Raw genomic sequence first — 22816 nt, forward strand, 5'->3', positions numbered from 1 at the left:
CCGTATGCAGGCGGTGGGCCGTAAGCCGGGGGCGGGCCATACGTCGCGGGTGGACCGTATTGAGGTTGTGGGCCGTATGCCGGTGGCGGACCAGCCGGATAACCAGGTGGCGGCGAGCTCACCGAACCCCGCGGCCTTTGCAGCCTGGCGCGTCGTACATCATGGGCTCCATCCTGTCGGCGGCCGGGGCATTTCACAACGTTGACCCCCCGTCCGGCGCGTAGCGTCTCACACATGGCGGAACTCAAATCCCGGATCCGAACGGACCTGACCGCGGCGATGAAGGCCCAGGACAAGTTGCGGACGGCCACCCTGCGCATGCTGTTGGCTGCGATCCAAACCGAGGAAGTCTCCGGCAAGGAGGCCAAGGATCTCACTGACGAGGATGTCGTCAAGGTACTGGCCAGGGAATCCCGCAAGCGGAGCGAAGCCGCGGAGATCTACACCCAGAACGGGCGCGGGGAACTCGCCGCTAACGAGCACGCCGAGGGGCGGATCATCGACGAGTACCTGCCCACCCCGCTCACCGAGGCCGAGGTGGCCGACGTCGCCGACACGGCGATCGCGCAGGTCGCCGAGGAGATTGGCGAGCGGCCGGGAATGAAACAGATGGGCATGGTGATGAGGGCCGCCACCGCGATCGCCGCCGGAAAGGCCGACGGCGCCCGGCTCTCGGCCGCCGTCAAAGAGCGGCTGTAGCCCAGACGGGCCGGTCGCCAGGAGTTGCGCCCAGCCCGGCTCGGTGAGCGAAACACGTTGCGCCGCAACGCCAGAAGGTCCGTCGCGATCGCGGTGGTCCGCCACGCCGTTTGCGCTCGGAGCAGTGGGGTACTCCGTCACGCATGACGAATTTTGGCTACACTTTGATGACGGAGCAGAGTGGACCCAAAGACCTTGTCCGGTATGCGGTTTCGGCCGAGGAGCGGGGCTTCGACTTCCACGTGTGCAGCGACCACTTCTCGCCGTGGCTCACCTCGCAAGGACACGCTCCGAACGCCTGGGCGGTGCTGGGTGCGGTGGCGCAGGCCACCGAGCGGGTGGACCTCTATAGCTACGTGACGTGCCCGACGATGCGGTATCACCCCGCGGTCGTCGCCCAGCAGGCGGCCACCGTGCAGATCCTGGCCGACGGCCGGTTCACCCTGGGCCTGGGCAGCGGTGAAAACCTGAACGAACACGTCATCGGCAAGGGGTGGCCGTCCGTCGCGCGCCGCCAAGACATGCTGCGTGAGGCCATCAAAATCATCCGCGAGCTGTTCGGCGGTCAATTGGTCGACTTCACCGGCGACTACTTCCAGGTCGATTCGGCGCGCTTGTGGGACGTGCCCGACGTTCCGGTGGGCATCGGGGTGGCGATCGGGGGCACCAAGGCGGTCGACAAGTTCGCCAAGCTGGCCGACCACCTGATCGCGACGGAACCCAACACGGATCTGGTCGATGCCTGGCACGGTGCCCGCCAAGCGGCCAATCTGGCCGGCGGTGGTCGGGTCGTCGGGCAGATACCGGTGTCGTGGGATCCCGACCGTGACACCGCCGTCAAGCGTGCGCACGGACAGTTCCGCTGGTTTGCCGGCGGCTGGAAGGTCAATGCCGACCTGCCGACGCCGGCCGGCTTCGCCGGAGCGACCCAGTTCGTGCGACCCGAAGATGTCGCCGAGACGATCCCCTGCGGTCCTGACCTCGATGTCATCGTCGAGAGCGTCCGGCCCTACTGGGAGGCCGGTTTCACCGACATCGCGCTCGTACAGATCGGCGGAGACACCCAGGAAAGGTTCCTCGCCGAGGCCGCTGAGCCGTTGCTCGCCGCCCTGCGCGACGCAGCAAACTGATCGCAGGTTTGACCGCTTTTCACTCGGGTATCCGGGTCGCAGTCGTGCGCAGCCGACCAACGCGCGTCGGACGCCGGTAGAGCTGGGACGTGAACGGGCGTTCCGGCGTGCGCTGGTCTCTCGAACTGCTGTCGCACAGCCGGCTCGCAGATATGCGCATTGCGGCTAAGCAGGGGAGTAACGATGAGCAGTGGCGACGGTGACACCACAGCCACACTGGTGAGGGCACTCAGCGGCGCCAGTTTCGGCCTGGGTGTGAGCGAACTGGTAGCCCCGGGCAAGGTCGCCGCCATTGCGGGTGTGGACGACACGAGGCGCTCCCGGCGGGTCATCCGCGCACTCGGGGTGCGCGAATGCGGTCACGGCGCGGCGCTGCTGGGCGGTCCCCCCAAGCTGGTGTGGACCCGGGTGGCCGGCGACGTCCTGGACATGGCGCTGTTGATCGCGGGAGTCCTTGCCCGCGGGCCCGGGCGACGGCGCCGCGGGACCATTGCGGCCATCCTGCTTTCGGGGATCGGCGGACTGGACCTTTATACGGCGTTGCGAACAACCGGGGCGTGATTCGGCGTTCGGAGTTGAGAGCTCTTTGATCCGACGGAGATCGGCGATCGCAGGAAAGGGATGTGACGATGTCAAATGAATTGCAGGGCAAGAAAATAGCGATTCTTGCCGCCGACGGCGTAGAGAAGGTGGAGCTCGAACAGCCACGTGCGGCGTTGCAGGAGGCCGGTGCGGAAGTGCACCTGCTTTCGCTGAAGGACGGCGAAATCCAGGCGCGTAACCACGATCTCGAACCAGCCGGAACCTTTGCCGTCGACCGGAAGGTGTCCGAGAGCTCGGTGGACGATTACGACGGCCTGGTGCTGCCGGGCGGCACCGTGAACCCGGACAAGCTGCGCATGGACAGCTCCGCCGTGTCCTTCGTTCGCGATTTCGTCGGGTCGGGCAAGCCGGTGGCGGCCATTTGTCACGGTCCCTGGACGCTGGTCGAAGCCGGTGTGGCAGTGGGCCGGACGCTGACGTCGTACGCCAGTATTCGCACCGACCTGCGCAACGCGGGCGCCCACGTCATTGACGAGGAGGTCGTCGTCGACGGCAATCTGATCACCAGCCGCTCGCCATCGGACCTCCCGGCGTTCTGCGCGACCATTCTCAAACAGTTCGCGCACGCGACGGCGGGTTAACCGCGGATTTCCGGCACGTTCGTTTGAAAGCGCCGGTTTGCGGGCATTATCCCGCCAAGCCGTGATCAGCGGCGAATTTTATTGGGTTTCGAAAGGCCAACAGTGACAACCACGTATCCCGAGCCCGCTGTTTCGTCCGTCCCCAACGTGTATCAGCCGCAAGAGGACTCTCGATTGCTGGTGGACGTGATGCATGACACCGGCCTGATCCCGGGGCGGCGGGTCCTCGATCTGTGCACCGGCAGTGGTTTCGTCGCGATTGCGGCCGCCGCCATGGGATGCGCCGGCGCAACGGCCTTCGACATCTGCCCACAGGCGGTGCGGTGCGCTCGGGAAAATGCGGCGGCCGCCGGTGTGGAGGTGGACGTACGCGAAGGATCGTGGGTCACGGCGGTGGATTGCGCGCCGTTCGATGTCGTCGTGTCCAACCCGCCGTATGTGCCCACGCCGCCCGGTGCCGAGATGGAAGAGATCTGCCCGGCGGCCGGACCGTCGTGGGCATGGAACGCCGGAGTGGACGGCCGGATGATCCTCGACCCGCTGTGCGAGTCGGCGCCAAAACTCCTGCGCGACGGTGGATCCCTGCTGCTGGTACATTCGGCGCTCGCCGGTGTTCAGGAGTCGCTGGATTCGCTCAAATGGGCCGGCATGGACGCGAAAGTGATTGCTTCCAAATGGATCCCATTCGGACCGGTAATGTCCTCCCGGGCTACGTGGCTGGAAGAAGTTGGCCTGATACCGCGCGGACGCCGGGAGGAAGAGCTGATCGTGATACGCGCGGAAAAGCGATGACCGCGACTCGGGTACAGGTGGTGCCGAACGGGCCCGTGCTGGTGTCGGGCCCGGTGCGAATCGAGATGCCCAACGGAGAGGTGGTCGGGTCCGACCGGTTCATGGTGGCGATCTGTACCTGTCGCCGCAGCGACCGCTACCCGCTCTGCGACACCAGTCACCGCCGGTGCCGGCGCCTCAAGACGCCGGCACGTTCGTCTGCTCAAGCGGCGTCCGCAACGACGTCTGATTCCGCCCCCACGACGTCATAATCCGTTCCGCCAAGCGGTCTTCGACCGCAACGTGCGCACGGATCCCGAAGATGACATCGTGTTCGAGCCGCGGATACTGGGCGACGAGATCACCGACCACATCGTTGCGCACGACGTGTTCGTGCACCGCGTCGGCCTCGACATGCTCGCTGTAGAACTCGATGCACTCCGCCGGTGCCTGCAACCGCCGCAAGGCCTTCACCATGCGTTGCGATCCCGGCGGCGAGGTGATCTCCGTCGCGGCGAAGTGCCCGATCGCGGCGCCGCGCAACGAGCGGTGCAGCCCGAACAGCGACATGAGGTTGACCACCGCCAGGGCTTCGGCCGGCACCGCGTCGATGTAAGCCCAATACGTCGCATCCAGACCGGCCGCCGCGAGCAGATCGGCGAACAGTTGCTGGTGCAGCCGCGAGCCCCGTCCGGCGCCGTATTCGTCGAATTCGATTGCCACAAAAGCCGCTTTGGCCACACCCGTCAGCCGCGGAATGGCGAAGGCGTGCGGATCGCCCTCTTTGAGGTGGTAGAGGGAGCGGTGCACGAAGTACTCGCACATCTGCTGCCACGTTCCGGTGTCGCGCAGGTAGTACGACGGGCCCGTGCCGTCGACGGGCTCGACCGTGAGCGCTTCCATCTCGGCCGCCGCGGTCTGATCTGGATCGATATGTCCGACGTCGCGGCGCACGCCGGCCAGAAACACCCGTTCCAGTTCGGCGCGCAGACCCAGCAGCGTGGGATTCCACTCCCATGCTGGGTCGACGCCGGCAAGCCCGCGGTAGTGCAGCTCATAGCACATCGACAGCGCCAGTTGCAGATCCAGACCGTAAGGATCGGAGTCCCGCACAGAGGCGCCGATGCGCGCCAGGTGGTCGACCGATGGTGGACCCGCCAGCGCGCAACGTACGGCTGTCGACAGCGGCCCGTGTGCCGCAGGCAAGACTGGTTCGGTCATGGTCGATGCGTGGGTCACGCCGATGTCTACCCGCTTCACGGGGCCGACAAACGGACGGGCGGCGGCTTCCAGGTCTTCAATCCGCCTCAGGCGGCTCCGGCCGGCAGTCGGAAGCTGATGTCGGCGGTGGTGCCGGCGGCGGTGGTGTCGAGCTCCATCGAGTCGCTGAGTACCCGCATCAACGGCAAGCCCCGCCCGCCGTTGCCCGGGGCGGCGGCCGGCGGCTTCCACGATCCGTAATCGGTGATCCGGGTGCGCACTTCGCCGTCGGCAAGATTGACTTCGAGCAACATGGACCCGGCGGCGAATCCACGATAAGCGTGTTCGACACAGTTGGTGCACGCCTCGTTGACGACCAGCACAATGTCGGCCGCCTGGTCTTCCGTTACGCCTCGGGCGTGCAGCCAGTCCGCCAGCCGATGCCGGATGAGAACCAATTGGTCTGCGGTGGCGTCGCTTTCAATGCGTAACGGTGTCTGCTGATGCCGGTAGATCACCATCGCGACGTCGTCGTCGTACCCCGCAGCCGGCGCCAGTTCGCGCAGCACCACATCGGCGACCGTGTCCAGAGGCGACGTCATGGTCTGCGCCAGAACGTCTGCCGCACGGGCGATTCCGTCGTCAATCGACTCGTGCTTGCGTTCGACGAGCCCGTCGGTGAACAGCATCAGGGTCGAGCCGGGCGGCAGCACCTGGGTGGCTTGCGGACGCGGCTCAGTTCGGCGCACCGCGAGCGGCACCGATGCGGCATCGGTCAACAACGTCGTGCGGGGCTCCGGACCGACCAGCACGGCCGGCATGTGACCGGCGTTGCTGTATTGCAGCGCCCCGGTTTCGGTGTCCAGAATCGCCAGGAAGACCGTCGTGCAGTACGCATTCGGGATGAGCGATGCCGCCGAGTCGAGCTGATCGAGCAGCACCGCGGGCTCGGCGCCGTTGATCAGCAGCGCCCGCGCGGAGCTCCGTAGCTGGCCCATGATCGCGGCCGCAGGCAGGCCGCGGCCCACGCAGTCCCCGACGACGATGCCGATGTGGTGCTCACCGATCGGTAGCACGTCATACCAGTCACCGCCAATCTCCAAGGGCGGCACCGCGGGTTCGTACCGAACGGTGAACCCGGGCGGCGGCTCAACCGGGGGCAGCATGGCACGCTGCAACGTCAGCGACGTCTCACGCGCGCTCTCGAACTGACGCACGTGCTGCATGGCCAGACTCAGGTGCCCGATCAGGACGGTGACCAGCAGCCGATCCTCCCCGCTGACGAAGCGAGGCGTGCGCAGCTCCAGCCACAACGCCAGGTCCCCCTTGCCGGAGAGCACCGCCACCAGGCCCCGCACCTTGCCCGGATTATCAGGTGCTTCAATCGTTTTCGTGGTCAGCGCCAGTTGGTGACGCGCATCTTGAAAGGTATGGCGCAGCCACGGATCCAGGTCGCGCCACGACGAGGCCGAGGGCTCGCCGGCCACCTGGACCGTCGGATCGCCGTCGCCGTTGGGCCACGAGACCGCGATCACCCGTCGCACATCGATTGCCGCGCTGCACTCGTCGAGCGTGATCGACAGCAACTCGTCCACACTCTTGGCTACCGTCACGGCGGTGGCCAAGCGCAGCACCGCGGTTTCCCGGGCCGCAAACGCACGCTCGGCGGTGACGTCGCGGATGGTTCCGACGTAGGCGTCCCGATCGCTGCCGGTTTCCTTGACCGCGTTGATGCTCACCTTGACCCACGCGAGGTGCCCGTCGGCATGTCGAATGGGCGTCTCGTAGTCGGCCCTACCCTGGGCCAGGACACGGGCTATCTGTTCGGACGCCGTCTTCGTGTCGACGAGCCAGGGGTGGGGCCACTTGTACGGCAAGCCCTCGCTGGGGAATCCGAGGATCTCGATGAAGGCACTGTTCATCTCGACCACGGAGCCCTCGTGATCGGCGACGAAAAAGCCTTCCTGCAGGGAGTTGACCAGCGCGGTGCGGAATTTGTCGCGGTCGGCCAGACCTTCGGCGCGGGCGCGTTGTTCGGCATAGCGTCGGTTGCCGTCGATGAAGCCGCGCGTCGCGACGTCGAGTGGAACCAGCAACTGCAGGAGGAATTCCAGTGCGATCGGCGCATCCATGCGCACGTCCTGCGAGATTTCGAAGACCAGCCGGACGTGCTGTTCGACGAGGTCGAGCAGGCTGATCTGTTCCTGCAGGGCCCTGCGCCCGAGCTCGTTGCCGATCGACAGGTCGGCCTCGTCGTGTGAGTTCAGATAGGCGCGCAGCGCAGCCTCGTACTGATCGTAGAAGTCGTTGACGCCGCTCAAATCGTTGCTCCCCTGTGACGTGCAGCCAGCACCATCGCATCGTCGGTCTCCTTCGCGTCCTTGCCGAGGAGCCCCTCGGCAATAGCGACAGCGGTGGCAGAGAAGTCGATGTGGTCCAAATAGTCTTCCGCGATGCCGTCAGTGCTCATCACGAGTAGGTCACCGGGGCGAATGGAAACCACTTGTGCCGGTGTGGTTTCCGGTATCCGGTAGCCGACGATACCTCCGGCAAGGAGTGCACTGGACCGAACCTGGATACCGGTTGGAGCCTTGGCCACCAGGTCGGCGGTGACATTACCGACGCCGGTCCAGGTGACGGTGTTAGCGGCAAAATCAACCCGCGCCAACGTCATCGCGACTCCTCTGGTGCCGACCAACACACGGTGGCAGAGCTGGATCAAAACCTCGACCGGCTCGAAGCCGGCGCGGGTGACCACATCGACCGCGCGCAGCGCAGCTTCAGCGGCGGCGGGCCCGTGGCCGAGCCCGTCGACCACCCCGAACAGCGCCGCCTCGCCGTCGACATCGACCGCGATACCGCGGTCACCAGACGTGTATTCGCTGGGCAAAGGCCGTCCCGCCCTTGCCCATTCGATAGGCCCGAAGCGACCGTTTTTATGCACGAGGAGGGACCCATTTCCACATTTCGATGACTGTTCCCCGGCCGACGGTGGACTCGACGACCAACCGGTCCATCAGGCGGCGCGCGCCCGGCAGGCCCATCCCCAGCCCGCGCCCGGTGGTGTAACCGTCTTCCATCGCCCGCGCGATGTCGGCAATACCGGGACCATGGTCCTCGGCGCGTACCACTAAGGCCTTACGCCCTTCCCGGTCGGCGATCGCGACGGAAACGGCACCACGGCCGGCGTAGCTGGTGATGTTCCTTGCGATCTCCGAGATCGCCGTGGCGATCATCGTGACGTCGGTCAGGGAAAATCCCAAATCAAGCGCGAGTTGGTGTCCGGCTTTGCGGGCTTCGACGATGTCGTCGGGGTGATCGATGGCGACGACGATATCAGCCGCCACCGTCGAGCCCGATCGTCGACTTCCCCACTCCACCTTGACGATTCAGAGCTTGGCGATTCAGCAGCGCGATACCCTCTTCAAGATCCAGCGCGGTGTTCATGTCGTCGAACGCCAGACCGAGCTGGACCATCGCGAAGGCCACCTCCGGCTGCAGACCGACGATCACCGTGTCCGCACCGCGCAATCGGGTCATGTGCGCGATCGTCCGCAACGATCGGGCGGCGAAGGAGTCCATCACATCGATGGCGGTGACGTCGACGATGATGCCCTGAGCGCGGAACTGGCTGACCCGTTCCATCAGGTCATAGCGCAGGCGTTCGGCGTCGGAATCGGTGAGGGCGGCCTGTACCGACGCGATGAGAATCGAGCCCTGTTTCAGGATCGGTACTGGCATGGGGTGCTCGTGTCGATTTTGGTTATCCGGTCTGCTCGCCCGTGCGGGTGACCTCGTAGCCCAGCAGGCGTTCGGCTTCCTCGATACCGCCCTGCAGGTCACCGACGGCGTTCATCTTCGACAAGTCCAGCCCGATGGTCACCAGCGTCAGGGCGATCTCGGAGGACAGGCCGGTGATGATCACGCTGGCACCCATCAACCCCGAAGCGTCGACCGTCTGCACCAGGTGGTTGGCCACCGTCGAGTCGATGGTGGGAACACCGGTGATGTCGATGACCACGACTTTGGCGCGGTTCGCGCGGATGGCCCGCAGCAGCTGCTCGGTGACCTGGCGGGCGCGCTGACTGTCCAACACACCGATGATCGGCAGAATCAGCAGCTGCTCACGCACCTGCAGCACCGGCGTCGAGAGTTCGCGGATGGCCTCCTGCTGCTGGCGGATGATGCGCTCGCGTTCCTGCACGAAGCTGACGCCCACGGTGTTGGCGATGCGGTTGGCCGCCGGCTCGTAGGCGTCGAGGACGCGGTTGAGCATCTCGAACTCGGCCTGGTATTTCTCGAACAGCGAACGGGCGAGCACGTCGCGCAGCAGCAGGACGATGCCCAGCACCTCGTCGGTCTCGACGCCTCGCGGAATGATGCGTTCGGACAGGTCACGCGCATAGGCCTGCAACGCCTCCACGCTACCGGTCTCGAGCACCTCGACATAGTTGTCGTAGACGGCCGTCGCCTCGGAGAAGAGCTCCTCCGGGGTCATCGCGGTCAACAGCTCGGCCTCGGTGATACGGCGGGCCCACTCCTCGCGCAGAACGGTTCGATTCTGCCGTAGATGCTGGACCAGCTGTGGCAGCAGCCCCTCGCTGGAGACGCCCACTGTCGCTGCTGCAGTGCCGGTACTGTTGAAATCCGACGGCGAATCTGACATCTGGCCTCCCGAGTGCCACGTCGCGCCCTGCGGTCTGCGTTCCTTTTGCGAGACTAGCCTGGGTTGTCGCGGGGCACGTATAGAGGGCATATTCTTCTCGCAGTTCACAACGCAGGCTAGGGTTGAACCACGCCACGGCCCTGGACAAAGGATTGCCATTGTCAGCTCCTGATTCGATTACCACGTTGGTTGAGGACCACGACGGGGTTTCCGTGGTCAGTGTCAGCGGCGAAATCGATTTGGTCACGGCTCCAGCCCTGGAACAAGCCATCAGCGCGGTCGTCGCAGACAGCCCGACAGCATTGATCATTGATCTGTCCGCGGTCGAGTTTCTCGGTTCGGTGGGGCTGAAGATCCTGGCGGCCACCTACGAGAAGCTGGGTAAGCAGACCGGCTTCGGCGTGGTCGCACGAGGCCCGGCCACCCGCAGGCCGATCCACCTGACCGGTCTGGACAAGACCTTCCCGCTGTACCCGACACTCGACGACGCGTTGACCGGGGTTCGGGACGGCAAACTCAACGGCTAGCGATTCGCCTTGAGGGAGCGGGCCATGTCGCGTGCCGGGCATCGCCGTCCCCATCGCTTGCCCGACAACATGTTTGGCGTGCAAGCGCCGAATTCGGCTGCGGAGAGCGTCGATTTCGGGACTAGCCGCATCCTTTTGAAAGGGAGCCGGCCGCCGCAATTCGCTCGTGCATTTCATGGCGAAAAATTATTATCGAAGTCTGGCCGTCCGATGCGGTGTCCACTCCTGGTTCAGGTGCGATGATCAGGGTATGGACGTCGACCATCCGCAAGAAGACCAGCGGTGGGATCGCCGTGAGCGAGGCGAGACCGAAGTTCAACGGCTGGACCGCAATTGGAACAGCCTGTTACAGGAGCTGCGGGTCGTTCAGACCGGGGTGCAGCTGCTGACCGGATTCCTGTTGACACTGCCGTTTCAGCAACGCTTCGACGTGTTGGGCCCGCCGATGCGCATCATCTATCTGGCGACGGTGGTGTGTGCGGTGTGCGCAACCCTGTTGCTGATCGCGCCGGTCGCCATGCACCGGATACTGTTTCGGCGTCACCGGCTCCAGGTCCTCGTGTCAGCCGCGCACCGGTGTGCCTTAGCCGGGCTGGGCTTGCTCGGTCTGTCGATAATCGGCCTGACGACGATCATCTTCGCCGCGGTGGCGGGGCGGCATGTCGGCCTCATAGCAGGAGCCTGCGCGCTGCCGCTGTTCATCTTCTTCTGGTGGGTGCTGCCGCTGGTGCTGCGCACGCACGGCGAGTGAGCGAGCTCGTCGGTCAGCGGCCCGGCACAAGCGCGGCGATTCGGGTGGATTCCAGGTGCTCGAGCAGGTCTTGGGGGTCGGCGAAGACGGGTTCAGCGCCCGCCTCCTGCAGCTCCGCGCGGGCGATACCGCCGCTCAACAGCCCGATGCACGGCAAATGCGCGCCGGCCGCGGCGTGTGCGTCCCACACCGCATCGCCGACGAACACGGCGTGCTCGGCATCCACGCCGGCGCGGTCCAGGGCCACCTGGACTATGCCGGGTTCGGGTTTGGCGGTATCGACGTCGCGTGACGACGTCGTCTCCGAGATGACGTCGTCACAGTCGAGGACCTTACGCAAAATCTCTAGTTCGTCTTCGGGCGCCGAGCTCGCCAGCACGACCTGTAGGCCCAGGTCGGCGACGCGGTGCAGCAGGTCGCGCGCTCCAGGCAAAGGCTGCAGCAGCGGCGTGATTTCCCGGTAGTACTCGCTGTGCTTGTCGCTGAGCCGCTCCTGCACATCGTCAGGAGCGTCACCGGAGAGCTTCCCGACCAGCCGGGACCCGTCCATCCCGATGCAGCGGTGAATTCGCCAGGACGCCACCACCATGCCTTCGTCGTCGAAAGCGCGTTGCCAGGCATGAACGTGCAGATAGTTGGAATCCACCAGGGTGCCGTCGACGTCGAACAGGACGGCGGGTGTCCCGCTGCGCCCCATCAGTGCGGGCTCCCTGTGTGGGTTTCGGGGCGCTCGGCCGCGTGCGATTGTGAAGTCATGTGACGGGCATACCCAGGCCTGCCAGTGCTGACACGGGCCGTGGGTTGGTTTGGCTACCGGGGCGAGGGGTACACATGGGTGGTTCGTGGCACCGGGCCGATTCCGCCGCGCTTGCCAGCCGAGTCGATCACAACAATGCGCCCTGCGAATAAGGTTGGCACACAATAATCTTCGACGAGGAATGACGTTGGATCACCGCAAGAACGCCCCAGTCGACCATGCCCGAACCACTCGTCAGCACGCCGGCGAATCCCTGAAGAACGGCGCAAACGTCCCCGGCCTGGCCGCTTCGGCCGCCGCGGTGATAGCGCTGACCGTGGGCCTGTTCGCCGTGGCGACCGGACATCCGGCGGTCGGCGCCAGCGCCCTGATCGTGGCCGTTGCACTCGGCGCGCTGAGCCCGGCGTGACTGCTGCGCGCCCACCGCAAGGTCCGCGACGCCGAACTGCGCTGGCACGCCGCGTATTCCGACCAGCCCGCGCCGCCGCCCACCAGCTGAGCGTCCGGGTGTTTGCCGCGCGTGCGGCGCGTTCCCAGCAAGCACGTGCCGGGAGTTCACCGTCGACCGATTTTTCGGTCGCCGCAACTTTTTGGGGCCGCATCGGTGTAGCCCGCCCTGGAACTGGGTACTGCCTGCGCCACGGGTGAGTGCAGGAAAGTGCATCAGCCCGTTCCATAGCAGGGAGGAACTCCGATGGCGACCACCACTGACTACGACGCACGCCGCGTATCCGACGCCGACACCCAGGACAAGTCCTCGCTTCGCGAACTGGCGCCGACCCTGCAGGGAGCTGTCATTGCCGTGGTCGACGAGGACCCCAATGACGTGCACTTCTTCGAACTACCGGACGCTGACCTGTCCGGGGAGGAGCTGTCGGTGGCGGTGATCCCCAAGCGCGCCGACGAGTTCACCTGCTCGAGCTGCTTTTTGGTACAGCACCGTAGCCGGATGCGTGTCTCCGGCTCCGGCCTGCCGGTGTGCGCCGACTGCGCCTGACACCCGGACGAGGCGAGCCGCCCGCGAGCCTTGCGCGACCGTGAAGGTGCGCCGGTTGCGCTGAATTGTCAGTGCTCTCCACTAGATTCAGCGACAAATGGAGAAGATGCTCGGGTCGCTGCTCGTGCTGGGGTTAGCGCTCCCTTGGTATTTCACGCAGCAGGCCACCGGCAGTCTGCCGGCGGGATGCCTCGCCGGGCTCGGTGGGCTCGCCGTCGCGGTGGCGATCCTGTGGTGGCTGTCGCTGCAACGGGACCGCTACCAGGCCGAAGCGCACCGACGACGCGACCTCAAATGCGCGAAAGCGGGGCTTCGGGCCATCGACCGGATGTCCGGTACCGAGTTCGAGGAATTCGTTGCGGCACAGCTTCGCATCGCGGGCTACAGCGTCGCACCCACGGCCAGCACCGGCGACTATGGCGTAGATCTGATCGCCAAGAAAGACGGCGTCCGCATGGCCGTCCAATGCAAGAGGCTGGTGAAGGCCGTTGGAGTCGCCGCCGTCCAACAGGTCGTCGCCGGCGCGCTGCACCATGGCTGCAACCGGACGGTCGTCGTGACCAACCAGACTTTCACGAAGGCGGCCCGCCAATTGGCAAGCACCCATCGGTGCCGGCTGGTGGGGCGCAGCCAATTGCAAAGCTGGACGCGGATTCAGCCCATTGTCGTGCGCGGCCCGCGGCGCATACGCGGCAACTCGCCGCACGTTCGGACGCCGCGGCTAGAACCGGAGTGAGAAGCCTGGCGAGATAGGTTGAGTCACAGCACTTTCGGTCCGGCAAGTCGACCGCGGCGCGGCGTCACCGCCCAGTGGCGTCCTCGATCACCCGGCGCGCGACTTCCCGCAGCGGGGTGTTCATGCTCTGCGAGAGTTTGATCAGGGCGTTGAATGCCGTCTGGTCGTCGAGGTCGTAGCGCTCGATGAGGATGCCCTTGGCCTGTCCGATCGTGTCGCGGGTGCTCAAGGCTTCCCGAAACTGTTGGGTGCGCACGACGTTGCTCCACGCCAGGGCGCCCAGCGTCGCGAACATGGCGGCGACGCGACGAGAGTCTTCGGAGAAGGACTTCGGGCGTTCGGCGTAGAAATTCAGCGCACCCATGCTCAGCTCGTCGGCGGACATGGGTAGCGACAGCACGCTGCGAATGGATGTGTGCGCGAGCGCGTCGGCCTGATACTTCGGCCAGCGGGCGTCGGCTTCGAGGTCGTCGATGACGACGACCTTCCGGGTCCATGCGGCGTGAACGCAGGGTCCTTCGAGGTGGCGCTGCTGGAACTCGTCGAGCAGCCGGGCGCACTCATGCGTGACAGACGGGGTGCTGACCTCGTTCTGCCGGCTGGTAACCGTGATCCCCGCTTCGTCGGCGCCCGGTACCCAGCGCGCCGCCGCCCTGGTCAAGTCGTCCAGCACCTGGGGGAAGGCCCCTGCGTCCGCCGAATAGATGGCGCGCAACACGTCGGTGAGCAGGGTCAGATCGTCAAAGTTGGTCACTGAGTGTCGCCCTCTTGCTTCGAGACCGGTGCAGGCATTACCCGTGCCGTTTCAGCAGCCTGCGGTCTCGCGAGGCGATCACTTGTGATTTTGACGGCGACGAATGTCAATGCTGTTTGCTCAGCATTACGGTGAGATCCACTATATCGGCCCAGTTTCGGGTGTTTGCGCCCGGCGTGACCGCGATCCGCTATCCGGGGTTGCGCTGGCGAAGCCAGGTGGTAGCGTCCGGCTCACCGGCCTGACTTTGGAGCGCGATGGTGGCAACCGAAGACGAGTGGACCAAACCTGCGGCTCTGGCCATCCCCAAGGAAGGCTATTTCGAACTCGAACGCGGCCGCTACGGGCCGCTGTATCCGCGCACCCCGGCTTGCTACGGCTTTTCCATCATCGCCAAGGTCAAGGAAGGCCGCGAAGAAGCCGTTCGCGCCTACGGCAAACAGATTGAAGAAGCCATCAAGGCAAACCCGGAAGTGCTGGCACCGCTGCGGCTGCACTACCTACGCTGGCAACTCTTCGACATCGGGTCGGGGCCGCACTTCCAGTACCAGGGCATCTTCGACACCGACTTCGACAAATACACCGAGGACGCGGTGCACCTGTTCAGCCAGACCGGGATCACCACCGTCTTCACCAATCTCGAGGGCTTCCCCGAAGACTGGCGCGAGAACCCGGATGCCTTCGTCAAGTTCGTTCGCGAGCACCAGTGCCCGAGCTTTCTGGAATATGGTGAGTACCCCTACGTCACGGCCGACGAGATCAAGAAGGCACTGCGGCTGAAAGCCGCGTTCGGCACCATGCTGGATCAGATGCAGTGACGCCCACCGGAGCGTGCAGATGCTTGAGCTCGACGACGTCCAGCACATCCTGCTGACCCGTACCCCGGCCATGACCGGACGGTACGAGTTTCTCTCGTTCGACAATCCGCCGGCCGGCCGCGCCTGGCTGTCCGAACTGGTGGATGTCGTCGAGTCCGCCGCGTCGGTGCGAGACTCCGTGGACCGCGCCAAGCGATGGGTCACGCTGGGCTTCACCTGGAACGGCCTTCGGGCGCTCGGCGTGCCCGAGGAGGCTCTCGCGACCTTTCCGGAAGAGTTCCGGCAAGGCATGGCCGCCCGGGCCGACATTCTGGGCGACACCGGTCGAAACCACCCCGACAACTGGGTCGGCGGATTGGCCGCCGACGCCCTGCACGCGATTGCGATTCTGTTCGCGCGAGACGACGCCGAGCACACCCGAGCCACCCGGGCCCATGACGACCTGTTGCGGAGGTGCGCGGGCGTGCAGCGGTTGTCATATCTGGATCTGAATGCGACACCCCCGTTCAACTACGCCCACGACCATTTCGGCTTCCGCGATCGGTTGTCGCAGCCGGTGATAGAGGGATCGGGCGAGGAGCCCACACCAGGTTCGGGCGCACCGCTGAAGGCCGGCGAGTTCATCCTCGGCTATCCCGATGAGGTCGGCCCGGTGGTCAATGCGCCCCGGCCGGATGTGCTCTCGCGCAACGGCACCTACGCGGCGTACCGGCGACTGCAAGAGCACGTCGCGTTGTTCCGCGACTACATCAGTTCGCAGGCCCACACGCCCGACGACGAGGAGTTGTTGGCCGCGAAATTCATGGGCCGCTGGCGCAGCGGCGCTCCGTTGGTGCTCGCACCCGACCGAGATGACCCCGAGCTGGGCGCGGACCCTATGCGCAACAACGACTTCAACTACAGGGAGATGGACCCGCTCGGATACGCATGTCCCCTGGGCGCCCACGCTCGACGGCTCAACCCGCGTGATACCACGCACAACATGAATCGGCGAAGGATGATTCGGCGCGGGGCGACTTTTGGGCCGGCGCTTCCCGACGGTGCCCCCGACGACGGAGTTGACCGTGGCGTTGCCGCGTTCATCATCTGCGCCAGCCTGATCCGGCAGTTCGAATTCGCTCAGAACGTCTGGATCAACGACCGCACGTTCCATGAACTCGGCAACGAGCACGACCCGATCTGCGGAACGCAGGACGGCACAATGGAATTCAAGATACCTAAGCGGCCGATCCGCCGAGTTCTCAAGGGCCTTCCGGCATTCACGACGCTAACCGGTGGGGCGTACTTCTTCCTTCCGGGCATCAACGCCATGCGATACCTCGCCGCGCTCGACGACAACCGGGAACCGTCATGAGCACTTTGCCCGCCGCACGCACTTACAACCAATCCCACGTGGTTCGACCGCGCACGGGCGGACGACGCATCAGCATCTACTGGACGTGGAGCTATCCGTGGGAATCCCAGCGCGACATCGAAGCGCTGGACAACCGTTTTTCGACGATGACCGAAGTGCGCAGAGCGGCATGGCCCCACTACGAGGAATCCGACTGGGATGAGGCGCACTTCCTGCAGGGGATCGCCGGCACCTTGGAGCTGTTCCACCGCTCGACGCTGGCCTTCCAGGAACTTGCGGGCGACGCGACCGGCCACCCGGTCGCGGTGTTCCAGCGCGTCGACCAGGCCGGCTATGAGCAGCTAATCGACGAACGGATATTGGCCGACACCGACACCTTGATGGTGTTCGGGCTCGACCATCTCGTCGGCGAAGAGGAGGCGCGGCCCGAAGAGATCGCCGCCATTCGCGAGTGGCTGAAACGCGAAGGCACCTGCCTGCTGTTGGCGCCGCACCACGACGTCGGCTTCACCGACGACCCGGCACAGCGCCAGCTGGAATACCTGCATCATGGGGACCCGCTGGTGCCACGGCAGCAGCGATTCACTGCCTACACGCGTTCACTGATGAAGGCGCTCGACGTTCCCGTTCACAACACATGGGGATTGCGTCCCGCTCTGGTTGAGGGAACCAACCAGGTCGCAGCGCTAACCGGCTTCCGCGATCTGGACGCGCCCGGGCTGCTGACCAACGTCACGACGCTGAACTTTCACCCGCACCTGCCGCACTACGAGCTGACCGCTCCCGAAAGCCATCTGCTGCGCGTGCTCGGCAGGCAACGCGTCGATCCGAAACGGCCACATCCTTTTACCGAAGCGGGTAACAGCGAGTTCAATGCGTTGATCTGGATGCCGCCGGTCGCCGAACGGGCCGGTGACATTGTGCTCGTCGACTCCACGAACTTCACGACACTGTTCGGCGGAACCGACAGCCTCGAAAACTTCTGGCACAACCTGGCGACGATGCGGTGATGGTCGGGGTGGCGGGATTCGAACCCACGGCCTCTTCGTCCCGAACGAAGCGCGCTACCAAGCTGCGCCACACCCCGCTTGAAGCTTCGACAGCCTATCGCACCGGGCCATCGGCTGGCCAAACCGCGGTGCGCCCGATCACTGCCACGTGCACGATCGCTCGAATTCGAGCAGCGCCCCGGCCGCATCCGTCGGATCCAGTCCCTGCGCCGCCACCCACTGGTCGCTGAAATAGGTGTCGCGGTAGCGGTCGCCGCTGTCGGCGAGCAGCGTCACGACCGAACCGCTGCGTCCCTCGGCGACCATCTCAGCGATCAGGCCGAGCGCGCCCCACATGTTGGTGCCCGTCGACGGCCCTACCCGGCGCCCCAGCACGGCGCTCACGTGCCGCGCGGCCGCGATCGACGCCGCGTCCGGGACGGCCACCATGCGGTCGACCACGCTCGGCAGAAACGATGGCTCCACCCGCGGTCGGCCGATGCCCTCGATGCGCGACGAGGTGGGCATCACTATGTCGGCACGGTCCTCGGCGTAGGCCGGAAAGAACGCCGAGTTCTCCGGGTCGACGACGCACAACCGGGTGGCGTGCCGTCGGTAGCGGATGTAGCGGCCGATCGTGGCGCTGGTTCCGCCGGTGCCCGCTCCGACCACGATCCAGTCTGGGACGGGGTAGCGCTCCTCGCGCATCTGCTCGAAGATCGACTCGGCGATGTTGTTGTTTCCCCGCCAGTCGGTGGCGCGCTCGGCGTTGGTGAACTGGTCCAGGTAATGCCCGCCGGTCTCGCGCGCGACCCGTTCGGCCTCGGCGTAGACCTCGCTCGAGCTCTGCACGAAATGGCAGCGGCCGCCGTGGGCTTCGATCAGCGCCACCTTTGACGTGCTCGTCGCCGCGGGCATCACGGCGACGAACGGCAAACCCAACAGCGCCGCGAAATAGGCCTCCGAGACCGCCGTCGAGCCCGACGACGCCTCGACCACGGTGGTGCCCTCGTCGATCCAGCCGTTGCACAGCGCGTAGAGGAACAACGAGCGGGCCAACCGGTGCTTGAGGCTGCCGGTGATGTGTGTGGTCTCGTCCTTGAGATACAGCGCGACCTGAGCGCGCGTGCTCCACGCCGACGGCAGTGGATAACGCAGCAGGTGGGTGTCGGCGCTACGGCGTGCGTCGGCCTGGATCAGCCGGATCGCTTCGTCTGCCCAGCAACGTGAGCGGCTGCGGACCGCGATCCGGGTCTGGTCGGTCAACGCACGGATGCTGTTGGCTGCGAACGGCTCAGGTCGCTGGCCGCCTCGCGGTCGCCCATCGGGGTGGCGATCAACGTCAGCAGGGTCGCCTCGGGCCGGCAGCAGAATCGCACCGGCGCGAACGGCGAGGTGCCCATGCCTGCGGAGACATGCAACCGCATGTTCGCACCCCAGCGCGACGGGCCCTTAGCGCGTGAGCGGTCCAAACCGCAGTTGGTCACCAGTGCGCCGTAGAACGGCAGGCACACCTGACCGCCGTGGGTGTGCCCGGCCATCACCAGCTGATAGCCGTCGGCGGCGAAGCGGTCCAGCACCCGCGGTTCGGGCGAATGGGTCAGTCCCAGCCGCAGATTCGCGGCCGGACTGGCCGGGCCGGCAACCCTTTCGTAGCGGTCGCGATCGATGTGCGGGTCGTCCACGCCCGCGGCGGCGATGTGCAGACCCGCCACTTCGAACTCGCGCCGGGTGTGGGTGAGGTCGAGCCAGCCGCGCTCGGTGAACGCCGCCCGCAGGTCTTGCCAGGGAAGGGGTTCACCGCGGACCCGGTGCGTCGGGTTGGTCACGTAGTTCAGCGGGTTCTTAAGCCGCGGACCGAAGTAGTCGTTGCTGCCGAACACGAAGACGCCCGGTCGCGACAGCAGGTCTCCCAGAGCCTGAATTACCGACGGCACCGCCTTCGGGTGGGCCAGGTTGTCACCGGTGTTGACCACCAGATCCGGTTCCCAGCCGGCCAGCTCACGCAGCCACGCCTGCTTGCGGCGCTGGCCGGGAGTCATGTGGAGGTCGCTGACATGCAGCACCCGCAGCGGAGTCGAGCCCGGCGTCAACACGGGCATGGTGATCTCGCGCAGGACGAACGCGTTGCGCTCGATGACCGCGGCATAACCAAGGCCGGCGACGCTCGAACCGAGCGCGGCGGCGCCAGCACGTATCAGGACGGGCAAAACATCAGCCATGCCGGCAAGCCTACTGCCGGTTGCGGACTGGCAGCGTATCCCGTGAATTCACGATGCGTAGCCGGACGACGATGCGGTCCGCGGCGCAGGGTGAGCAGGAGTGCGGCAATCACGTCTATGGGGGCGGCTGACCGGGCGCCGGCGGTGGCGGCGCGCGCAGCGGAATGGTGATCGGCGGCAGACCCGGAATCTCGACTACCTGCGAGCCGACCGGCGGCGGGGCACCTTCCGGCGGCGGTGGCGGGGCAGGCGGTATGCCGTTGCTGACTTGGATGGTGACGATCGAGCCGGGAATCGTTGCGCCGCTTGGGGTTGTCCCGACCACCTCGCCCTGTTTTGCGCTGCTGTTGACGAAGTTGTTCTGGTCGGCGACCTGGAAGCCCGCCTCCTTGATGCGCTGGCGCGCCGCATCGATATCGAGGCCGGCGACGCTGGGCACACGCGAACCGGGTGACCCGTCGACGTAGCGAGGGTCGGTGGGCGGCAACTGCACCGGCCCGAAATTGTTGGCGATCGGTTTCATCGCGGTGAACCACGTGCGTGCCGGTTCATTACCGCCGTACAGGTCACCCTCGCCGCAATGGCGCAGCGGGGCCGAGCACAGATCGGTGGGATTCGGGGAGTCGTCGTAGATGTAGTTGGCCGCCGCGTAGTGGTTGGTGAACCCCACGAAGCCCGACGAGCGGTGCGCCTCGGTGGTGCCCGTCTTACCGGACACCGGCAGGTCCCAGCCCGCCGCACCGGCGGATCCGGCGGCCGTGCCACCGCCGAGGGCGTCCTTGCTCATCGCGTTGGCCAAGGTGTTCGCCAGGCCCTCGGGCACTACCTGATCACAGGTCTCGGTGGTCACCGCGACCTCGTTGCCTTTGCGGTCGACCAGCTTGTCGATCGGATTAGGCGGGCACCAGGTACCGCCCGAGGCGAGGGTGGCCGCGACGTTGGACAGCTCCAGGGCGTTCACCTCGATCGGACCCAGCGTGAACGAGCCGATGTTCTGCCGTTTGACGAAGTCGGCCAGGCTCTCGTTGCTGTCGGGGTTGTAGTCGCGCGCCGTGCCCGGGTCGGCGTAGGACCGCAGCCCGAGCTTGATCGCCATGTCCACGGTGCGCGTCACGCCGACCTGTTGGATCAGCTTGGCGAAGGCGGTGTTGGGTGAGGTGGCCAACGCGTCCGTGACGTTCATCGACCCGCGGTAGTTGCCGGCGTTGACCACGCACCAGTTGTCCTTCGGGCAGCCCTTGGCCCCACCGCTACCCATGCCCTTCGCCTGGAACCGGCCTGGCACCTCGAGGGTGGCGTTGATGCCCATCCCCATGTCCAGGGCCGCGGCCGTGGTGAAGATCTTGAAGACGGATCCCGCGCCGTCGCCGACCAACGAGAAGGGCTGCGGACGCATGGTTTGACCGGCGTCGACGTCGAGCCCGTAGGTGCGGTTGCTGGCCATGGCCATCACCTTGTGCGAGGTCTTGCCCGGCTGGAGCACGCTCATCACACTCGAGATCCCTGGAAGTGTTGGGCTGGCGAACTTGTCGATGGCCGCCTTGACCGGGATCTGCACGTCCGGGTCCAGCGTGGTCTTGATCGTGTAACCGCCCCGGGCCACCTGCTCCTTGCTGATCCCGGCCCGGGACAGGTACTCCTGGACGTAGTCGCAGAAGAACGCGCGGTCGCCCGCCGCGATGCAGCCGCGGGGTAACTCGTTGGGCTGCGGCAGGATTCCCAGCGGCGCGGCCTTGGCGGCGCGCAGCGCTTCCTCCTCCTGCGGGATATTCTCGATCATGGTGTCCAGCACCAGGTTTCGCCGCGCCAACGCGCCATCGGGATTGATGTACGGGTTGAGCGCGCTGGTCGACTGCACCATGCCCGCCAGCAGCGCCGCCTGCTGCCAGTTCAGGTCGGAGGCGTTGATGCCGAAGTAGGTCTGCGCCGCGTCCTGCACCCCGAACGAGCCGTTGCCGAACGAGACCAGGTTCAGATACCGGGTCAGGATCTCCGGCTTGGTGAACGTCTTGTCCAGCGTCAGCGCCATGCGGATCTCGCGCAGCTTGCGCGCCGGGGTCGTCTCGATGGCCGCGCGCTTCTCGGCGTCGGTTTTGGCGGTGACCAGGAGTTGGTAATTCTTGATGTACTGCTGCTCGATGGTCGAGCCGCCGCGTGTGTCGACGTCGCCGCGTGCGTAGCCCGCCAGCCCGGTCAGGGTGCCTTTCCAGTCCACCCCGTTGTGCTCGGCGAACCGTTTGTCCTCGATGGACACGATCGCCAGCTTCATCGTGTTGGCGATTTTGTCGGTGGGCACCTCGAACCGGCGCTGCGAATACAGCCAGGCGATGGTGTTGCCCTTGGCGTCGACCATCGTCGACACGGCCGGCACCTCACCCTCGAGAAGCTGAGCCGAGCCGTTGGCAACCACTTCCGAGGCCCGATTGGACACCAGTCCTATGCCGCCGGCGAAGGGAAACAGCAGCGCAGTGGCGACGACACTGGCCAACAAGCACAGCCCCGCGAGCTTGAGGATGGTGAGTGCGGCCGGGGGGCGGTCAGACATGGCTACTACATTAGCGGCCCTCAGTCACGCCGCCACGCTGCGCGTTCGCCCATTAAAAGCGTCCATCCAAGCGTGAAGTGCCGGCGGGTGCGAAAATTTGCGGTCGCGTCACGCGGCGCGCACCTGACCGCCCAAGATCACTTCCGCGCTCGCCGATTGGCACGAGACGGCACGCCCGTCCCAAAAAAAGCGTTATCGGACTGTTGCGCAATTGCCACCTGACCACCTAACTTAGACACACGGTGAGATTCAGGTAACACCGATGTACATAGTGTGGCGTAGATCGCTAGGTCGGGATCTGCACCCGAGGAGGGCGGCCGTGTCGGGCGGCCGATAGGGAAGGGAACAGTTCGTGTCACCAATACGGCCGGCGGCGCGTAGGACAAACATTGCAGCCGCACAAGGGGTACTTCGCAGTGTCGATGCCGAGGAACGGATTGCTTGGGTCTCCAAAGCGCTCTGCCGGACCACCGATCCCGACCAACTGTTTGTCCGCGGAGCGGCCCAGCGCAAAGCGGCGGTGATCTGCCGACACTGCCCGGTGATGCAGGAATGCGGGGCGGACGCGCTGGACAACAAGGTCGAATTCGGGGTGTGGGGCGGCATGACCGAACGGCAACGTCGCGCCCTGCTCAAGCAGCACCCCGAGGTGGTTTCCTGGGCGGACTTCTTCGACAAGAGGCGCACCCGCAGCGTCGGCTGAACCTTCCGTGGGG

Annotated in this window: 26 protein-coding genes and 1 tRNA gene; 15 read left to right on the top strand and 12 right to left on the bottom strand. The window is 65.7% G+C overall.

All coding sequences use genetic code 11. From position 1 onward, the window contains the following. Positions 1–234: 234 nt before the first annotated feature. The 6 genes from A5753_RS21720 to A5753_RS24110 all read left to right on the top strand — a co-directional run bounded on the left by A5753_RS21720 (position 235) and on the right by A5753_RS24110 (position 4056). Positions 235–699: a GatB/YqeY domain-containing protein gene (locus tag A5753_RS21720; RefSeq protein WP_067133270.1), complete on the top strand. Its 465-nt coding sequence runs from the start codon at positions 235–237 to the stop codon at positions 697–699. 143 nt (positions 700–842) lie between these two features. Next, positions 843–1829 (top strand): LLM class F420-dependent oxidoreductase, encoded by a 987-nt coding sequence (locus A5753_RS21725; protein WP_067133284.1) that lies wholly within the window; start codon positions 843–845, stop codon positions 1827–1829. Between the two features lie 183 nt (positions 1830–2012). Further along, positions 2013–2390 carry a malate dehydrogenase gene (locus A5753_RS21730; RefSeq protein WP_067133289.1) on the top strand — a complete coding sequence of 126 codons (378 nt, stop codon included), beginning with the start codon at positions 2013–2015 and terminating at the stop codon, positions 2388–2390. A 68-nt stretch (positions 2391–2458) separates the two neighbouring features. After that, on the top strand, positions 2459–3013 hold the full coding sequence (locus tag A5753_RS21735) for a type 1 glutamine amidotransferase domain-containing protein (RefSeq protein ID WP_067133551.1): 555 nt from the start codon (positions 2459–2461) through the stop codon (positions 3011–3013). A 102-nt stretch (positions 3014–3115) separates the two neighbouring features. Continuing rightward, on the top strand, positions 3116–3805 hold the full coding sequence (locus A5753_RS21740) for a HemK2/MTQ2 family protein methyltransferase (RefSeq protein WP_067133292.1): 690 nt from the start codon (positions 3116–3118) through the stop codon (positions 3803–3805). After that, the gene (locus A5753_RS24110; protein WP_082971430.1) at positions 3802–4056 is read left to right on the top strand and encodes a CDGSH iron-sulfur domain-containing protein; all 255 of its coding nucleotides are present in this window, start codon (positions 3802–3804) and stop codon (positions 4054–4056) included. The genes A5753_RS21740 and A5753_RS24110 overlap by 4 nt, the downstream gene beginning before the upstream one ends. On the opposite strand, the gene A5753_RS21745 is transcribed toward A5753_RS24110, so the two are convergent. The 6 genes from A5753_RS21745 to A5753_RS21770 form a co-directional block, all read right to left on the bottom strand. After that, a complete protein-coding gene (locus A5753_RS21745) occupies positions 3983–5005 on the bottom strand; it encodes an iron-containing redox enzyme family protein (RefSeq protein WP_082971433.1) in 1023 nt (340 codons plus the stop codon). The two genes, A5753_RS24110 and A5753_RS21745, sit on opposite strands and share 74 nt — an antisense overlap. An 86-nt stretch (positions 5006–5091) precedes the next feature. After that, the gene (locus tag A5753_RS21750; RefSeq protein WP_067133295.1) at positions 5092–7305 is read right to left on the bottom strand and encodes a SpoIIE family protein phosphatase; all 2214 of its coding nucleotides are present in this window, start codon (positions 7303–7305) and stop codon (positions 5092–5094) included. Continuing rightward, positions 7302–7874 (bottom strand): SpoIIE family protein phosphatase, encoded by a 573-nt coding sequence (locus A5753_RS21755; RefSeq protein ID WP_067133298.1) that lies wholly within the window; start codon positions 7872–7874, stop codon positions 7302–7304. The genes A5753_RS21750 and A5753_RS21755 overlap by 4 nt, the downstream gene beginning before the upstream one ends. A 46-nt stretch (positions 7875–7920) precedes the next feature. Next, positions 7921–8331 carry an anti-sigma regulatory factor gene (locus A5753_RS21760; protein WP_067133301.1) on the bottom strand — a complete coding sequence of 137 codons (411 nt, stop codon included), beginning with the start codon at positions 8329–8331 and terminating at the stop codon, positions 7921–7923. After that, on the bottom strand, positions 8321–8725 hold the full coding sequence (locus A5753_RS21765) for an STAS domain-containing protein (RefSeq protein WP_067133305.1): 405 nt from the start codon (positions 8723–8725) through the stop codon (positions 8321–8323). The genes A5753_RS21760 and A5753_RS21765 overlap by 11 nt, the downstream gene beginning before the upstream one ends. A 22-nt stretch (positions 8726–8747) precedes the next feature. Next, positions 8748–9650, bottom strand: a complete 903-nt coding sequence (locus A5753_RS21770; protein ID WP_067133308.1) for an STAS domain-containing protein — start codon at positions 9648–9650, stop codon at positions 8748–8750. 158 nt (positions 9651–9808) lie between these two features. Here A5753_RS21770 and A5753_RS21775 point away from each other — a divergent pair, with 158 nt between their 5' ends. Continuing rightward, positions 9809–10177, top strand: a complete 369-nt coding sequence (locus A5753_RS21775; RefSeq protein WP_231990138.1) for an STAS domain-containing protein — start codon at positions 9809–9811, stop codon at positions 10175–10177. Between the two features lie 250 nt (positions 10178–10427). Next, on the top strand, positions 10428–10928 hold the full coding sequence (locus A5753_RS21780) for a DUF6328 family protein (protein WP_067133314.1): 501 nt from the start codon (positions 10428–10430) through the stop codon (positions 10926–10928). Positions 10929–10941: 13 nt separating this feature from the next. On the opposite strand, the gene A5753_RS21785 is transcribed toward A5753_RS21780, so the two are convergent. Next, the gene (locus A5753_RS21785) at positions 10942–11625 is read right to left on the bottom strand and encodes an HAD family hydrolase (protein WP_067133317.1); all 684 of its coding nucleotides are present in this window, start codon (positions 11623–11625) and stop codon (positions 10942–10944) included. 241 nt (positions 11626–11866) lie between these two features. Here A5753_RS21785 and A5753_RS21790 point away from each other — a divergent pair, with 241 nt between their 5' ends. From A5753_RS21790 to A5753_RS21800, 3 genes are all read left to right on the top strand, one after another. After that, a complete protein-coding gene (locus A5753_RS21790; protein WP_231990139.1) occupies positions 11867–12094 on the top strand; it encodes a hypothetical protein in 228 nt (75 codons plus the stop codon). 285 nt (positions 12095–12379) lie between these two features. Then, positions 12380–12682: a DUF4193 domain-containing protein gene (locus A5753_RS21795; RefSeq protein WP_067133320.1), complete on the top strand. Its 303-nt coding sequence runs from the start codon at positions 12380–12382 to the stop codon at positions 12680–12682. A 97-nt stretch (positions 12683–12779) separates the two neighbouring features. Next, the gene (locus A5753_RS21800; protein WP_067133323.1) at positions 12780–13418 is read left to right on the top strand and encodes a restriction endonuclease; all 639 of its coding nucleotides are present in this window, start codon (positions 12780–12782) and stop codon (positions 13416–13418) included. A gap of 64 nt (positions 13419–13482) precedes the next feature. Here the strand turns inward: A5753_RS21800 and A5753_RS21805 are convergent, their stop codons facing one another. Further along, a complete protein-coding gene (locus A5753_RS21805; protein WP_067133326.1) occupies positions 13483–14172 on the bottom strand; it encodes a GAF and ANTAR domain-containing protein in 690 nt (229 codons plus the stop codon). Between the two features lie 257 nt (positions 14173–14429). On the opposite strand from A5753_RS21805, the gene A5753_RS21810 reads away from it, so the two are divergent. Genes A5753_RS21810 through A5753_RS21820 form a run of 3 tightly spaced genes read left to right on the top strand, consistent with a single transcriptional unit; the run spans position 14430 to position 17354 of the window. After that, positions 14430–14990 carry a hypothetical protein gene (locus tag A5753_RS21810; protein WP_067133329.1) on the top strand — a complete coding sequence of 187 codons (561 nt, stop codon included), beginning with the start codon at positions 14430–14432 and terminating at the stop codon, positions 14988–14990. 19 nt (positions 14991–15009) lie between these two features. Continuing rightward, on the top strand, positions 15010–16344 hold the full coding sequence (locus tag A5753_RS21815; protein WP_067133332.1) for a peroxidase: 1335 nt from the start codon (positions 15010–15012) through the stop codon (positions 16342–16344). Further along, positions 16341–17354 carry a hypothetical protein gene (locus A5753_RS21820; RefSeq protein ID WP_067133336.1) on the top strand — a complete coding sequence of 338 codons (1014 nt, stop codon included), beginning with the start codon at positions 16341–16343 and terminating at the stop codon, positions 17352–17354. Before A5753_RS21815 ends, A5753_RS21820 begins: the two co-directional genes overlap by 4 nt. Here the strand turns inward: A5753_RS21820 and A5753_RS21825 are convergent. The 4 genes from A5753_RS21825 to ponA2 form a co-directional block, all read right to left on the bottom strand. After that, a tRNA-Pro gene (locus tag A5753_RS21825) sits at positions 17355–17431 on the bottom strand. Between the two features lie 61 nt (positions 17432–17492). After that, the gene (locus A5753_RS21830; RefSeq protein WP_067133339.1) at positions 17493–18599 is read right to left on the bottom strand and encodes a PLP-dependent cysteine synthase family protein; all 1107 of its coding nucleotides are present in this window, start codon (positions 18597–18599) and stop codon (positions 17493–17495) included. After that, on the bottom strand, positions 18596–19555 hold the full coding sequence (locus A5753_RS21835; protein ID WP_067133342.1) for a metallophosphoesterase: 960 nt from the start codon (positions 19553–19555) through the stop codon (positions 18596–18598). The genes A5753_RS21830 and A5753_RS21835 overlap by 4 nt, the downstream gene beginning before the upstream one ends. A 115-nt stretch (positions 19556–19670) precedes the next feature. Continuing rightward, positions 19671–22100, bottom strand: a complete 2430-nt coding sequence (gene ponA2, locus A5753_RS21840) for a transglycosylase/D,D-transpeptidase PonA2 (RefSeq protein WP_067133346.1) — start codon at positions 22098–22100, stop codon at positions 19671–19673. 352 nt (positions 22101–22452) lie between these two features. On the opposite strand from ponA2, the gene A5753_RS21845 reads away from it, so the two are divergent. Further along, positions 22453–22803 carry a WhiB family transcriptional regulator gene (locus tag A5753_RS21845; protein ID WP_067133349.1) on the top strand — a complete coding sequence of 117 codons (351 nt, stop codon included), beginning with the start codon at positions 22453–22455 and terminating at the stop codon, positions 22801–22803. Positions 22804–22816: the final 13 nt, after the last annotated feature.

This window comes from Mycobacterium sp. 852002-51971_SCH5477799-a, from assembly GCF_001667145.1.
Classification (GTDB): Bacteria; Actinomycetota; Actinomycetes; order Mycobacteriales; family Mycobacteriaceae; genus Mycobacterium.